We start from the raw sequence: 12,649 nt of genomic DNA, 5'->3' as shown, positions 1-12,649 counted from the left end.
AAGCAGGACAGTTGTCCTGCTTTTTTCAATTTATTAGGTTAAAAAGAACCGTATCGCTGACATCGCACACATGCCTGTTACCACAATTAACATTAGATTTTTAGTCAATAGTGCCACAATAATCGTTGGAATCGCCGCTAAGCAATATTCAAGATTAAACTCAGGAAACGCGCCAGGTTTTACAATAAACAGATTTTCTACAAATAAGGCAGTTAATATACATATAGGAACATAGGATAAAAAACGAGTCACAATGTCAGGTAATTGTAATTTTCGTACTAATATGAATGGAATAATTCTAGGTAACCAAGTCACTAACCCTGATCCTAATATAATCAGTAAACTATAAATACTCATGCTTTACGCTCCATGGCAACGCCGATAAAACATCCTGCAAACGTACTGGCCAGTATTGCCAATTCAGCGGATAAAAATCGTAATAAAAAAATTAATACGATAGTTACAGTCAACATTGCCAATAGTCGATTTTTCATGCGTTTATTTTTATCACTTATAAGTTGTAAATATAAAAGACCAATAAACATAGCAACTAAAGCATAATCTAAGCCAAACTGGGCAGGATCGGGTAACCATTTGCCAATTAATGCTCCAATCAAACAAGATAAAATCCAAGCTAAGTAAGCGGTTAAATTTAGGCCATGCATCCATGCACAATTGATTGGATTTTTATTCGCAATTGCATTCATCGCGACCGCAAAACTTTCATCGGTTAATAAGCTGCCTATTGCAATATTATTCAATAAAGAATACTTTTTAAATGTTGGTGCAGTTGCCATGCTCATTAAAAAATGGCGAGAATTAACTAAAAAAACAGTAAAAATAATAGCTGAAATTGGTGTTGCAACAATCATTAAACCGGTAATAATAAATTGTGCAGCGCCCGCATAAACCATTACTGCCAATAAGGTGACTTCTAAAATGGATAAATTTGCTGCTTTACCTACAGCTCCAGCTGCAATGCCAATACCAACATAGCCAAGTAATGTTGGTATACATGCTTTAACGCCGTCATTAAATGTTAATGCCATCGTATTCTCTTAATCATTAAAATTTTATAATTTAAAAAATGTAGCTAATCAATTGGTAAGTTTTATCGCTTTTATAATATCAAAAACAATTGATTAGTGAGTAATTATATTTTCATAAACTTCTAGTTAGTTAGCTTGATATATTTTTTATTTTATTAGCGATGAATTCTTTTCGGTATTAATCGGTAATTTGATCCTTGCCTCTTGTTATTTGATATAACGTGGCAAAATTTATTGTGGTATCTTCAACTGCTGAGCCTTAATTGCATCCATTTTAGCCTTATTTTACGGTAATCCGCTGTTGATTTAATACTTGGGTGCGGCGAACACAGCTTTCGGCAAACCGTTTTCAAAGAACCGGATTACGTCCTTATTCTGTTGTGACATATGTGATAAATATCTGGTTACAAGGTAAAAAATGTACCGTGATATTTGCGACTTTACCAAAATCATCGCGGGCTGATGGCGGTGGTTGAGGCAATGAAATTTCGGTCGAGTCACTTTTATCATATTGTTGAATGATATTTATTTCATCATAATCCAAATTCATGGCAGGTAAGTTTAACGCGCAGGTCCTCATCTTAGATATGGCAAGACGACTCAATAAATCTTGATCGTCATACTGGGATCCAGTTAGCTCTTAATACAGCAGCGCCACAAGTTGAGCCGCCGCCCCTTTTTTTGCCCACATCTTCGTCATCAATTTCTGGCGTGTTAAGGGCACCACCACTACCATTTCGGTCAGAAGTAAGATTTTTATAATTACATTTAATTGTTTCTATCTGTGTGCATAAGGTTTTATTGTTACTCAAGGCCATTTTTACAATCGGCTTAAAACGATTGGCACAACTTGTTAATAGGAGTGGTACTGCTAAAAGAATTTATAGGTGTTTTTATCTCATTTTTCCTATTATTTTTCATCATGTTGATAACTTATGTGACTAGAACCATTTTTGTTTGAATTGGGAAAGTTTTGCATGGCAGCATTGAGTATATTTTGATTATTTGCGCCATTTACTAATAATACGTTTTGCCATAGATGCTGCTTGGCAACAGTGAAAATTCTATGACTTGTTACAATTAGATGGGTCAGCTGTTTATGCTCTAAATTGCTGTACAGTTCAAGTTGGTTTAAGTGTTCCAAACTGGTAATAATGATAGTTTGTTCGGCAATGTTGTGAGATAAGATATCGGTTGGATAGATTATTGGTTCTCGGCAATAACATTCAATTGGGATTACTTTTGCGTTTCGACCAATGAGTTCTTGTGCTAATAGTTGCCTGCCGACATTACCGCATAATAGTAATACAGTATGATTTTCTATTACTTCTGACTGCAGTCTGATTAAAAGTCCTTCGCTGTTTTCTTGGGCTGGGTAATTAACGTTTACTGTTGTCATTTGATTAAAAAGGTCAGCTGACTTTTTACCAATTGCAAAATAACGGACGTTAGTGGGGAGGTTTAAACGGCAAAGATAAGTCTTTATTGCATAGCTTACTTGTGGTGAAACTACAATAACCATATCATGAGGACGGAGTTTAGTGAGTTGTTCTTGTAAATTTAACAGATCACGACCCGGTAAAATTTTAAAAAATGGCAAATGCTTCGCAGGTAGATTTGCTTGGTTTAATAATTGGGTTAGTTGTTCACCCTCAGGTGAGGGTCTAGTGACAAAAATCATCCGTCATTTAATTCCTGTAATATAGATTTGGCACCTTGTTCTAGTAAATGTTCAGCTAGTGTTTGCCCTAATTTTTCAGGATCGTTAATGCTACCTTCTACTGTTGCTTTGATAATTTTCGAACCATCAATACTTCCAACTAGACCTTGTAAGGATAATATATCATTATTTAATTGACTATAGCAGGCGATAGGGACTTGGCATCCCCCTTGTAAAGCTTTATTCATCGCTCTTTCAGCTTGAATGCAAATCCGGCTATTTTTATCATCAAGTACAGATAGAATGTCTAATAATGGTTTATCATTTGCTCGAGTTTCAATACCAATGGCACCTTGACCAACGGCGGGTAAAATTGAGCTGATACCGATATATTGCTTGATTCTATCTTGTAAATCTAATCGCTTTAATCCTACTGAAGCTAAGATGATTGCATCATACTCCTGATTATCAAGTTTTGCTAATCGGGTTCCAACATTTCCACGTAGATCTTTGATCTGTAAATGGGGGTAGTTAGCTCGTAGCTGGCATTGGCGGCGTAAGCTTGATGTACCGACAATTGCACCATTAGGTAGTTCATCTAAATTGGAATAGTGATTAGAAATAAAGGCATCGCGCACATCGTCTCGTTGACAAATTGTCGCAAGGGTTAAACCTTCAGGAAATTGTGCAGGAATATCTTTTATTGAATGAACCGCAATATCAGCTTGGTTAGTTAATATAGCTTGTTCAAGCTGTTTAACAAAAAGACCTTTACCGCCAATTTTGGCAAGTGGACTATCAAGTATGATATCACCTTGAGTCATCATCGGTATAAGCTCGACAGTTAAATTCTTATGTGCCAAGAGTAGATTTTGTTTAACAAAATTAGCTTGCCATAATGCTAAAGGGCTTCTTCGAGTTGCAATGCGAATCTTCAATTGATTTTCCTATTGTATAGCTAAGTGTAGTTGTTTTTTTAGTTTAAATGAGCTCATAGTTTAGTCTGAATAGCAAAATACTGTTACTATTCAGACCGTTTTTCAATGATTAGAGCTTATCTACAAAATTCACCGCATAACCAATATAATTAGCTGGTGTTAGCTGTTTTAATCGAGTTTTTTCCTCTTCAGGTAAATCTAAGGATTCAATAAACTGTTTCATGCCCTCTGCATCAACTCGTTTGCCACGTGTTAATTCTTTCAATTTTTCGTATGGCTTTTCTATACCATAACGGCGCATCACTGTTTGGATTGGTTCAGCTAATACTTCCCAATTACGGTCAAGTTCGTCAAGCAAGTATGCTTGGTTTACTTCTAACTTATTTAGGCCTTTTAAGGTTGATTGGTAAGCAATAATCGCGTAGCCAATCCCAACGCCTAAGTTTCGTAATACAGTCGAATCGGTTAGATCGCGTTGCCAACGAGAAACCGGCAATTTACTGCCTAGATGATTCATAATGGCATTGGCAAGACCTAAATTACCTTCTGAATTTTCAAAATCAATAGGATTGACTTTATGTGGCATGGTTGACGATCCGATTTCGCCTGTTACCGTTTTTTGTTTGAAGTGATTTAAAGCAATATAGCCCCAAACATCGCGATCGAAATCGATCAGGATAGTATTAAAACGCGCAACACAATCAAAAAATTCAGCGATATAGTCGTGTGGTTCAATTTGAGTTGTGTAAGGATTCCATTTTAGGCCTAATGAACTAACAAACGCTTCGCTTAAATTGTGCCAATCAACATGCGGGTAAGCAACCATATGCGCATTATAGTTACCGGTAGCCCCATTTATTTTTCCTAATATTTCAACGGATTGAAGCTGATTAAATTGGCGTTTTAATCGATAGGCAACATTGGCAAACTCTTTGCCAATAGTTGTGGGTGTAGCGGGTTGTCCATGGGTTCTAGCTAGTAAAGGTAAGTTGCAATACTCTTTTGCTTGCAACGTAATTTTATCAATTACTTGTTGCCAATAAGGTAGTAAAACAGTCTCTTTTGCTGTTTTTAGCATCAAAGCATAAGATAAATTATTAATATCTTCAGAAGTGCAAGCAAAGTGAATAAACTCATTAATAGCATGGAGTTCTTCATTCGTACTGACTTTCTCTTTTAGAAAATATTCAACGGCTTTTACATCGTGATTGGTTGTTTTTTCGATCGCTTTAATGCGTAATGCGTCGTCTTGATTAAATTGTTCAACAATTTGGTTTAAATGATGAGTGGCTGACTGACTTAGTGCTGGAATTTCAGGAATATTTTCTTGTGAAGCTAATTTTTGTAACCAACGAACTTCAACTTCAACGCGGTATTTTAATAAACCAAATTCGCTAAAAATGGTACGTAATTCTATTGTTTTATCACCATAACGACCATCAATAGGTGAAAGGGCTGTAAGTGCAGATAATTCCATCGGTTCAACTCCGTGACTCTATTTAAGTATCATATTGAAAATATAAATTAAATTGTTGTATTGATATCTTGTAATAATTGTTGTGCCGCATTATTGATTCGTTTTCGACAAAATAAAAACTGTAATCGACCACCTCCAACTTGATACCATAACATTGCAGAACGAACACAACCCAGTAGCGATGTTCTTACTTTAGCTTGCACTAGTGAGTTTTGTAAAAATTCTGGTTTGCCTATAACTTTTATTTTGGTCGCTAAAGGACTAATAATATCGGAGTAGATCCCCGCTAATGAGTATGATAAATCTTCAATATTGTTATTAATGGTATCAATATTTGTATCGGGGTAAAGACTCGCAATTCGTTTAAGTCGCTGATCGATCTTATCTAAAGCATCATTATTTTTTATTAATTTGCTGGTAATATTTAATGTGCCAAAAAGATAACGAATAATTTCGATCTGCTCTTTTTGCCCTGAAGAGAGCAATTGGATAAGTGTTTGTAATCCCGTTTTTATGTTTTCAAGTCCATCATAAACATCTGCTGTTGTTCTGGGCGAAGTTTCAAACACGCTTTTTATTGATCGTTCATAAAGCGCGTTACTGCATACCCCTGTATTGGCCAGTTGAGGAATTAATATCGCACTTTGTGCAACACCGGCAAGGGCTATAGCAATATGATGATATTTATTATTCATTTTAAAACTCCTTATTGCCCATAATTCTCTCTTCTATAATACCACCCCCAAGGCAAACTTCACCTTGATAAAAAACAGCGGATTGTCCTGGCGTTACGGCGGCAACAGGATGAGCAAAGATCACTTCAATTTTATCCTCAGATAAAGGATTTACACGGCAAATAATATCTTCTTGACGGTAGCGAGTTTTTACCGTGCAATTAAATGGCTCAGTGACGACTTGCCTATCTACCCAATGCAATTGACTGGCAATTAATCCATTTGAAAATAGGGCAGGATGATCGTGTCCTTGCGCTACAATTAATTCATTATTGATAAGATCTTTATCAACAACATACCAAGGCGTATCATCGGCTTGTTTTAAACCACCAATGCCCAGTCCTTTACGTTGTCCTAATGTGTGATACATCAACCCTTGATGTTGACCAATGACTTTGCCATCCACGGTTCTTATAGGACCGGATTTAGCCGGTAAATAGCGTGCAAGAAATTCAGTAAATTTACGTTCGCCAATAAAACAGATTCCTGTTGAGTCTTTTTTGGCAGCAGTGGCTAAACCTAATTGTTTCGCTATTTCACGAACTTTAGGTTTTTCAAGTTCACCAACAGGGAAAAGGCTTTGACGAATTTGTGCTTCGCTTAGTGTGTAAAGAAAATAACTCTGGTCTTTGTTGTTGTCGATGCCCCGTAATAATTCGACCTTGCCGTTGTGCTCACGTTTGCGTACATAATGCCCTGTTGCAATAAAATCTGCACCAAGATCTTCGGCTGCATATTCCAAAAATGCTTTAAATTTGATTTCTTTATTACATAAAATATCCGGATTAGGTGTTCGACCTGCTTTATATTCGGATAAAAAATGTTCAAATACATTGTCCCAATATTCAGCCGCAAAATTGATTGTGTGCAATTTAATATTCAATTTATCACATACGGCCTGAGCATCAGCTAAATCAACGGATGCAGAACAATATTCTTCGGTGTCGTCTTCTTCCCAGTTCTTCATAAATAATCCAACAACTTGATAACCTTGTTGCTGTAATAAATATGCTGAAACAGAAGAGTCAACGCCGCCAGACATGCCGACAACAACTTTTTTGGATGTATTTAAATTTGGCATAATAACAAAATAATTAGACTAAAAATTTAGGACAATTCTATCATATTTGGATAAAAAAGCATAAAGCTATACCTGTATCAATTTGGTTAATTCTGCAAAGCTTTTTGCAATAATTGGGCCTACGCAATATTTTGAACATTTTTAAACGCGATTTTTGCTCGATATTTGCACGGAAAAAAACGAATTTGTCTTTTTTTTAGTCACTTATTCATGCATGAACAAGTGACTTTATTTATGATAGTTAATTTAGTTTTTTCAGAAGATAAACAACATGACCAATAATTTCAAAATCGAGTGGTGAATTTTTATTAACCATAATAGTTGGATATTTCGAATTGTCACATAATAAGGCTAAATTAGAACCTTGATTTTGAATTCGTTTTATACTGATTTGATCATCATACTGTACTGCATACAAATAACCATCAATAGGTTTGCAATATGCTTTATTAATGATAAGAATGTCGTGGTTTGCGATTGTAGGTTCCATACTATCGCCTTTAGCCCATACCGCAGTTAAATCATCATTATGACAATCTTGATGTTTAAGTAAGCTCGTTTCGAAGGGAATAGATTGAATGTCGGCTAAAGAATTACTCGTTTTATTTAGATTGTGGAAAGGTATATGTATTGATCCTCGATTTTGTGATTCACTTAACAATCTACATTCGCCTTTTCCTGTTGCTAACCATTCTATTGGAACTTCACACTTATGTGCAATGATGGCCAAGCGATTAAGTGAAGGATAAGTTTTACCAGATAGATAATCTCGAATTACAGCTTCAGACATACCTACTTTTTTAGCAAAAGCATTACCCGATAGTCCTTCTAAGACTAATGTTAATCGATTTTTGAAATTTATCACCCCTGTGTTTATTAAAATCGACGTTTTTTCTTGCTCATTAAGTGTTTTAAAGTTCTTTTTGTTCATTTTCTATTCCATTTCATGTGTTTTTTTTGTTTTTGTAGTTTTGTTTCGTTTTTTTATATGTTATTCTCTGCCGGTAAATTCATATCTATTCAGCGTTGTAATACCGATAATCATTACAATAGCAAAAAAATTAACCAATAGAGGATCTCATAATGAGAGAACAAGATCAAGACTGGTCACCATCAAGAGTCGTGGGCGAAATTAAAATTAGAGGTGGAAATTTAAGAGCTTTATCAAGAGCGAGCGGATTACAAGCTGATACTTTAAGAAATGCGCTATATCGTCATTGTCCTAAATACGAAAGAATTATTTCTGAATATTTGCAGGTTCCGGTTGAAACTATTTGGCCTTCTCGCTATGCCCCAACTGGAAAAAAATAGTTTAAATAAAATTCTATAAAAAAAGACGCCCTTACAGGCGTCATTAAATTATTTTTTAGCTTGTTCTGCTGCTTTAACAATCGCTGCAAAAGCATCGGCTTTTAGTGATGCACCACCGACTAATGCACCATCAATATCTGGCTGAGTAAATAGCTCTGCTGCATTTTTATCATTTACTGAACCACCGTATTGGATGATAACTTGCTCAGCAACATTAACATCTTGCTTAGCGATATGTTCACGAATAAATTTATGTACAGCTTGGGCTTGCGCAGGGGTAGCTGATTTACCTGTACCAATTGCCCAAACCGGTTCGTAGGCAATAACTGCACCATTGAATGCTTGTACTCCTAATGCTTTGATAACCGCGTCAATTTGACGAGCACAAACCGCTTGTGTTTGTCCTGCTTCGTTTTCAGATTCTGTTTCACCAATACAAAGTACCGGCACAAGTCCTGCATCTTTTAACACGCCGAATTTTTTAGCAATATATTCATCTGATTCTTTATGATAAGTGCGTCGTTCAGAGTGCCCAATAATAACATGTGTTACACCAATTTCTTTTAACATGTTAGCTGATACTTCGCCCGTAAATGCCCCTGAAAGATTCACATCTACGTCTTGTGCACCTAAAATGATATTTGAACCGCCTAACTGATGTTTAACAAAATCAAGATAGACAACAGGTGGTGCTATAGCGATACTGCATTCAATATCAGTAGATAGCTCATTTCGAAGTCCTTCTACTAAGTTTTTAGCCATATCAATGCTACCATTGAGTTTCCAATTCCCCATGACTAGTGGTTTACGCATAATTTTCTCCAACTTAAAGTTTAAAATAGTGTTGATTTTAGAATGAATTCGCTATAATGGTTTGCATTATACACCAAATATTTTGAGCTTGAGGAAAAATATGTCATTAGAAATTTTGAACCAATTAGAAAATAGAATTCAACACACTGTTAATACAATCACTACTTTGCAACAAGAAATTGCAACGTTAAAACAAGGTAATCAAGAGCTAGAACAATTAATTAATGATAGTTCTGACGAAATGAAAGCATTGCGAGACGAAAACGAAAAACTTAAACAAGATCAACAAATATGGCAACAACGTATTCAAACTTTATTAAGTAAAATTGGTGAAATTACACAATAAGTTGTTATATCTGTTTGTTAACGCGGCATATGTCGCGTTTGTTTTTGTTATTCATTAAAGTGATGGCGAAAATTATACACAATGCGTGAAGAGTTAAAATCATTATGGATTGCTCAAACTATTCATTTAATTGAACAAGAATCTGGGCGTTTTGCGGATCAAGACATTAATCGACAAGTAAGAGCCGCTCAAACTTCATCTATTAATCGCATTGTGATGCGTGCCTTAATGCTGTCTAAAAAAAATGGATTATTTTCAGCCCAACAGACGTTATTACGGGCAGCAAATCTCTCTTTCATTATATTAATTTTTCTTTCTATTATGCTTGGCGCTTCATTAGCGTTAAGTGCCTTAAGCCAAGATCCGATTAATTTATATTGGGCTTTGTTTAGTCTATTAGGGGTACATTTAGTCACTTTAATCGTTTGGTTAATGTCTTTTTTCTTTTTTTCAAATTGGGGTGGCAGTATATTGGTTTACTGTTGGTTATGGTTAACTAAAAAATTTTCACAAAAAAAGACTGTCCAACAACTTATTCCCGCTTTTGTTGAACTATTTGGTAGTCAAATTCGCTGGCTAATTGGTTTTATACTCAATCTTTTTTGGACTTTTATATTAACGAGTGCACTGGTGGTATTAGTTGTACTGTTTTCAACTGAACATTATCGCTTTGAATGGAAAACAACTTTATTAAGCTCTGGTACTATTATTGATTTAACGCATTATTTAGGTTCGATACCTGCTTTAATTGGTTTTACCATCCCTAATGATGATGTTATTCGAGCGAGTGAGCACGCATTAAATTCTGGCGATGCCCGTTTTGCTTGGGCTGTTTGGTTATTGGGTGTATTTATTGTTTATGGTGTAGCTATTCGATTTTTATGCATGATAGTTTGTGCTATAAATTGGTTGATTTGCAGTCGAAAAGTGAAATTGGACACCAAACATCCACATTTTCAGGTTTTAACTAACGAGTTACAACCTATTTCAGTGAATATAGAAGATGAAGATAAGCATGGGGAGCATTCCATAAATTATTCACCTTATCACTATGTTGAAAATGCAAAGGGCGCTTTTTTAGTCGCAATTGATATCACTGAAAGCTGGACCCCACCAAATTCGGTTACGTTTTTAGGCTTTTTAAATACGCGAGAACAGCGGCGTAACATTCTAGATTATTTGCAATTAACGCCAGCTAAAAAGTTATTGATCGCTATTGATACCGATAGAGCACCAGATAGAGGTATGTTAAATTTAATTAATCAGCTTATGAATAAATCACAGCAAAATCGCCTTTGGTTTATCAATAACGGTAAGCAAATGAAAAACTGGCAAGCTTTATCGCTACAATTAGCAACACCCACTTGGTTAAGTGAGGAGTTTTGACATGTTAACAACATTAAAATTAGCTGTAGTCGGGCATGCCAATGTCGGTAAAACGTCTTTATTGCGAACTTTAATACACAATAGCCAATTTGGTGAAGTTTCAGATAAACCTGGGACCACAAGGAATGTCCAGTCCATTACATTACCTTTAGCACATCATCAATCTATCATTTATTATGATACACCTGGATTGGAAGACAGCTTAGCGTTGTACGATTATATTCATCAATTAACTATCGATAGCGGTAAACTAGATGGGATCGATAAATTAACGATTTTTTTACAAAGTCCAGAAGCCGAAAATAGTTTTGATCAAGAAGCAAAAGTCATCCGACAATTGCTCAAAAGTGATGCGGCAATCTATGTTATAGACGTGCGTGAGCCGATTTTAGATAAATATCATGATGAGCTTGCAATACTTGCGAGTAGTGATAAACCAATGCTTGCCGTATTAAATTTTACCGCAAGCGAAAAAGAAAATGAAAAGGAATGGAAAAGATTACTCTCACGCGTGGGGATACATGCTATCATACGGTTTGACGCTATAGTTCCGCCCCTAGATGGCGAGGAACGATTATATAAAAGTCTTGCTTTATTGCTCGAACCTGCCAAAAAGATCTTAGATCAATGGTTAGATCAAATTGCACAAATGCGGCAATCTCGTCATCAAAGTGCTAACTTGATTATTGCGGAAGCACTGGTTGATGTGACTGCCTTTTACAAGATGGCAAAAATTGATGATCAACAGGCAATTGCTCAAATGCAAGATCAAGTTAGAAAGCGCGAACAATTGGCAATAAATGAATTGTTGAAACTTTATCAATTTAATTCTGATTTAGAGAGTTTTGAGACTTTACCTTTAATAAAAGGGCGCTATAATGCAGATCTATTTAATATTGATGCATTAAAACGAATGGGTGTGCATTTGACGAAAGGTTTTGTGTCAGGTGCAACTATTGGGGCAAGCATAGATTTAGCTACAGGCGGAATTACGCTTGGCTCAGCTGCTTTAATTGGAGCAGCAGTAGGCAGTATAATGCAAACTGCCAAACATTATGGTTCTAGAATGCGGTATCAGCTTTCTGGTTATAGTAAACTAAGTGTTGATGATGTTATTATTTGTTTTCTTTCTTTACGGCTGCTTAGTCTGAAAGAAAGTTTAAATCATCGCAGCCATGCGAACACTAATCCGATCAAGTTGTCAAAATTAGAACAACAAGAGTGGGAAAAAGGTGTGTTGCCAAAAGAGTTAAAAATAGCAAGACGCTATTCGCAATGGTCGACTTTAAATAAAGGAACAAAAAGAAATGACAAAAAAAGACAATCGACGATCAAGCATGTTGCCGAACAACTTTTTTAGTGTGAAGAAGCGATTTTTAATAACGACTTTGCTTTTTTCTCTTTTTATGTTATTTGGATGTAGTACAAGTCAAGGGCAGGTATCAACGAAAACCACTAAACCTGACCCGCAAATGTTAGCAAAGATTGAATCTCACTATAAAAAATGGCAAAAAACCCCGTACCGGTTCGGTGGAACGACATTATCGGGTAGCGATTGTTCTGGTTTAGTTGTTAATTTTTTCAAAAATAAACTGTCTAAGACATTACCGCGAAGTGCATCAGCTCAAGCTCAATTAGGTTATAAAGTCTCTCAACCTAAAGCAGGTGATTTAGTATTCTTTAAAACTGGTCGTAGCCAAAGTGGTCTACATGTTGGTATTTATTATGCTGATGGTAAATTTTTACATGCATCAACTTCTAAAGGCGTAATTTATTCCAGTTTAAATGAAGATTATTGGAAAAAACATTATTGGATGACGCGTCGCTTAACAGATGGTTAGTCAACTCAATTGA

Annotated in this window: 16 protein-coding genes; 5 read left to right on the top strand and 11 right to left on the bottom strand. The window is 35.7% G+C overall.

The features are described from left to right. Positions 1-33: 33 nt before the first annotated feature. The 10 genes from J3U59_RS07830 to J3U59_RS07785 all read right to left on the bottom strand — a co-directional run bounded on the left by J3U59_RS07830 (position 34) and on the right by J3U59_RS07785 (position 7,870). Positions 34-357 carry an AzlD domain-containing protein gene (locus tag J3U59_RS07830; RefSeq protein WP_267333042.1) on the bottom strand — a complete coding sequence of 108 codons (324 nt, stop codon included), beginning with the start codon at positions 355-357 and terminating at the stop codon, positions 34-36. Then, positions 354-1,049, bottom strand: a complete 696-nt coding sequence (locus J3U59_RS07825) for an AzlC family ABC transporter permease (RefSeq protein ID WP_267333041.1) — start codon at positions 1,047-1,049, stop codon at positions 354-356. The genes J3U59_RS07830 and J3U59_RS07825 overlap by 4 nt, the downstream gene beginning before the upstream one ends. A gap of 370 nt (positions 1,050-1,419) precedes the next feature. Then, the gene (locus J3U59_RS07820) at positions 1,420-1,599 is read right to left on the bottom strand and encodes a hypothetical protein (RefSeq protein WP_267333040.1); all 180 of its coding nucleotides are present in this window, start codon (positions 1,597-1,599) and stop codon (positions 1,420-1,422) included. A gap of 67 nt (positions 1,600-1,666) precedes the next feature. Further along, on the bottom strand, positions 1,667-1,867 hold the full coding sequence (locus J3U59_RS07815; RefSeq protein WP_267333039.1) for a hypothetical protein: 201 nt from the start codon (positions 1,865-1,867) through the stop codon (positions 1,667-1,669). 92 nt (positions 1,868-1,959) lie between these two features. Further along, positions 1,960-2,730 carry a uroporphyrinogen-III synthase gene (locus tag J3U59_RS07810; protein WP_267333038.1) on the bottom strand — a complete coding sequence of 257 codons (771 nt, stop codon included), beginning with the start codon at positions 2,728-2,730 and terminating at the stop codon, positions 1,960-1,962. Continuing rightward, positions 2,727-3,647, bottom strand: coding sequence for a hydroxymethylbilane synthase (gene hemC, locus J3U59_RS07805; protein WP_267333037.1), 921 nt, complete (start codon positions 3,645-3,647; stop codon positions 2,727-2,729). Before hemC ends, J3U59_RS07810 begins: the two co-directional genes overlap by 4 nt. A 109-nt stretch (positions 3,648-3,756) precedes the next feature. Further along, the gene (purB, locus tag J3U59_RS07800; RefSeq protein WP_267333036.1) at positions 3,757-5,124 is read right to left on the bottom strand and encodes an adenylosuccinate lyase; all 1,368 of its coding nucleotides are present in this window, start codon (positions 5,122-5,124) and stop codon (positions 3,757-3,759) included. A gap of 47 nt (positions 5,125-5,171) precedes the next feature. After that, positions 5,172-5,819 (bottom strand): high frequency lysogenization protein HflD, encoded by a 648-nt coding sequence (hflD, locus tag J3U59_RS07795; RefSeq protein WP_267333035.1) that lies wholly within the window; start codon positions 5,817-5,819, stop codon positions 5,172-5,174. 1 nt (position 5,820) lies between these two features. Beyond that, positions 5,821-6,939, bottom strand: a complete 1,119-nt coding sequence (gene mnmA / locus J3U59_RS07790; RefSeq protein ID WP_267333034.1) for a tRNA 2-thiouridine(34) synthase MnmA — start codon at positions 6,937-6,939, stop codon at positions 5,821-5,823. A gap of 241 nt (positions 6,940-7,180) precedes the next feature. Then, complete coding sequence (locus J3U59_RS07785; protein WP_267333033.1) at positions 7,181-7,870, bottom strand: LexA family transcriptional regulator; 690 nt, start codon at positions 7,868-7,870, stop codon at positions 7,181-7,183. 152 nt (positions 7,871-8,022) lie between these two features. Between J3U59_RS07785 and J3U59_RS07780 the strand changes: the two genes are divergently transcribed. After that, positions 8,023-8,250: a helix-turn-helix domain-containing protein gene (locus J3U59_RS07780; protein ID WP_267333032.1), complete on the top strand. Its 228-nt coding sequence runs from the start codon at positions 8,023-8,025 to the stop codon at positions 8,248-8,250. 48 nt (positions 8,251-8,298) lie between these two features. Here J3U59_RS07780 and tpiA read toward each other — a convergent pair whose 3' ends face one another. Then, entirely contained in the window at positions 8,299-9,063 is a 765-nt protein-coding gene (tpiA, locus tag J3U59_RS07775) for a triose-phosphate isomerase (protein WP_065633400.1), read from the bottom strand. A gap of 100 nt (positions 9,064-9,163) precedes the next feature. Here tpiA and zapB point away from each other — a divergent pair, with 100 nt between their 5' ends. From zapB to J3U59_RS07755, 4 genes are all read left to right on the top strand, one after another. Continuing rightward, entirely contained in the window at positions 9,164-9,409 is a 246-nt protein-coding gene (gene zapB / locus J3U59_RS07770) for a cell division protein ZapB (RefSeq protein ID WP_267333031.1), read from the top strand. A gap of 81 nt (positions 9,410-9,490) precedes the next feature. Then, complete coding sequence (locus J3U59_RS07765) at positions 9,491-10,795, top strand: DUF2868 domain-containing protein (protein ID WP_267333030.1); 1,305 nt, start codon at positions 9,491-9,493, stop codon at positions 10,793-10,795. 1 nt (position 10,796) lies between these two features. Further along, the gene (locus J3U59_RS07760; RefSeq protein WP_267333029.1) at positions 10,797-12,155 is read left to right on the top strand and encodes a DUF3482 domain-containing protein; all 1,359 of its coding nucleotides are present in this window, start codon (positions 10,797-10,799) and stop codon (positions 12,153-12,155) included. Beyond that, on the top strand, positions 12,103-12,636 hold the full coding sequence (locus J3U59_RS07755; protein WP_267333028.1) for a C40 family peptidase: 534 nt from the start codon (positions 12,103-12,105) through the stop codon (positions 12,634-12,636). The genes J3U59_RS07760 and J3U59_RS07755 overlap by 53 nt, the downstream gene beginning before the upstream one ends. The last annotated feature ends 13 nt before the right edge of the window (positions 12,637-12,649 follow it).

It is taken from the genome of Gilliamella sp. B3783 (genome assembly GCF_026536125.1).
GTDB lineage: Bacteria > Pseudomonadota > Gammaproteobacteria > Enterobacterales > Orbaceae > Gilliamella.
Note: the sequence above shows the minus strand (reverse complement) of the source record. Positions and strands in the feature narration are given on the sequence as shown.

What these genes read in the sequence shown, in the direction of transcription:
- J3U59_RS07785 (WP_267333033.1), bottom strand. Translation starts at nt 7,870, where the DNA reads ATGAACAAAAAGAACTTTAAAACACTTAATGAGCAAGAAAAAACGTCG.
- J3U59_RS07820 (WP_267333040.1), bottom strand. Translation starts at nt 1,599, where the DNA reads ATGAATTTGGATTATGATGAAATAAATATCATTCAACAATATGATAAA.
- J3U59_RS07780 (WP_267333032.1), top strand. Translation starts at nt 8,023, where the DNA reads ATGAGAGAACAAGATCAAGACTGGTCACCATCAAGAGTCGTGGGCGAA.
- J3U59_RS07815 (WP_267333039.1), bottom strand. Translation starts at nt 1,867, where the DNA reads ATGGCCTTGAGTAACAATAAAACCTTATGCACACAGATAGAAACAATT.
- J3U59_RS07810 (WP_267333038.1), bottom strand. Translation starts at nt 2,730, where the DNA reads ATGATTTTTGTCACTAGACCCTCACCTGAGGGTGAACAACTAACCCAA.
- tpiA (WP_065633400.1), bottom strand. Translation starts at nt 9,063, where the DNA reads ATGCGTAAACCACTAGTCATGGGGAATTGGAAACTCAATGGTAGCATT.
- mnmA (WP_267333034.1), bottom strand. Translation starts at nt 6,939, where the DNA reads ATGCCAAATTTAAATACATCCAAAAAAGTTGTTGTCGGCATGTCTGGC.
- hflD (WP_267333035.1), bottom strand. Translation starts at nt 5,819, where the DNA reads ATGAATAATAAATATCATCATATTGCTATAGCCCTTGCCGGTGTTGCA.
- J3U59_RS07755 (WP_267333028.1), top strand. Translation starts at nt 12,103, where the DNA reads ATGACAAAAAAAGACAATCGACGATCAAGCATGTTGCCGAACAACTTT.
- J3U59_RS07830 (WP_267333042.1), bottom strand. Translation starts at nt 357, where the DNA reads ATGAGTATTTATAGTTTACTGATTATATTAGGATCAGGGTTAGTGACT.
- zapB (WP_267333031.1), top strand. Translation starts at nt 9,164, where the DNA reads ATGTCATTAGAAATTTTGAACCAATTAGAAAATAGAATTCAACACACT.
- J3U59_RS07760 (WP_267333029.1), top strand. Translation starts at nt 10,797, where the DNA reads ATGTTAACAACATTAAAATTAGCTGTAGTCGGGCATGCCAATGTCGGT.
- purB (WP_267333036.1), bottom strand. Translation starts at nt 5,124, where the DNA reads ATGGAATTATCTGCACTTACAGCCCTTTCACCTATTGATGGTCGTTAT.
- J3U59_RS07825 (WP_267333041.1), bottom strand. Translation starts at nt 1,049, where the DNA reads ATGGCATTAACATTTAATGACGGCGTTAAAGCATGTATACCAACATTA.
- J3U59_RS07765 (WP_267333030.1), top strand. Translation starts at nt 9,491, where the DNA reads ATGCGTGAAGAGTTAAAATCATTATGGATTGCTCAAACTATTCATTTA.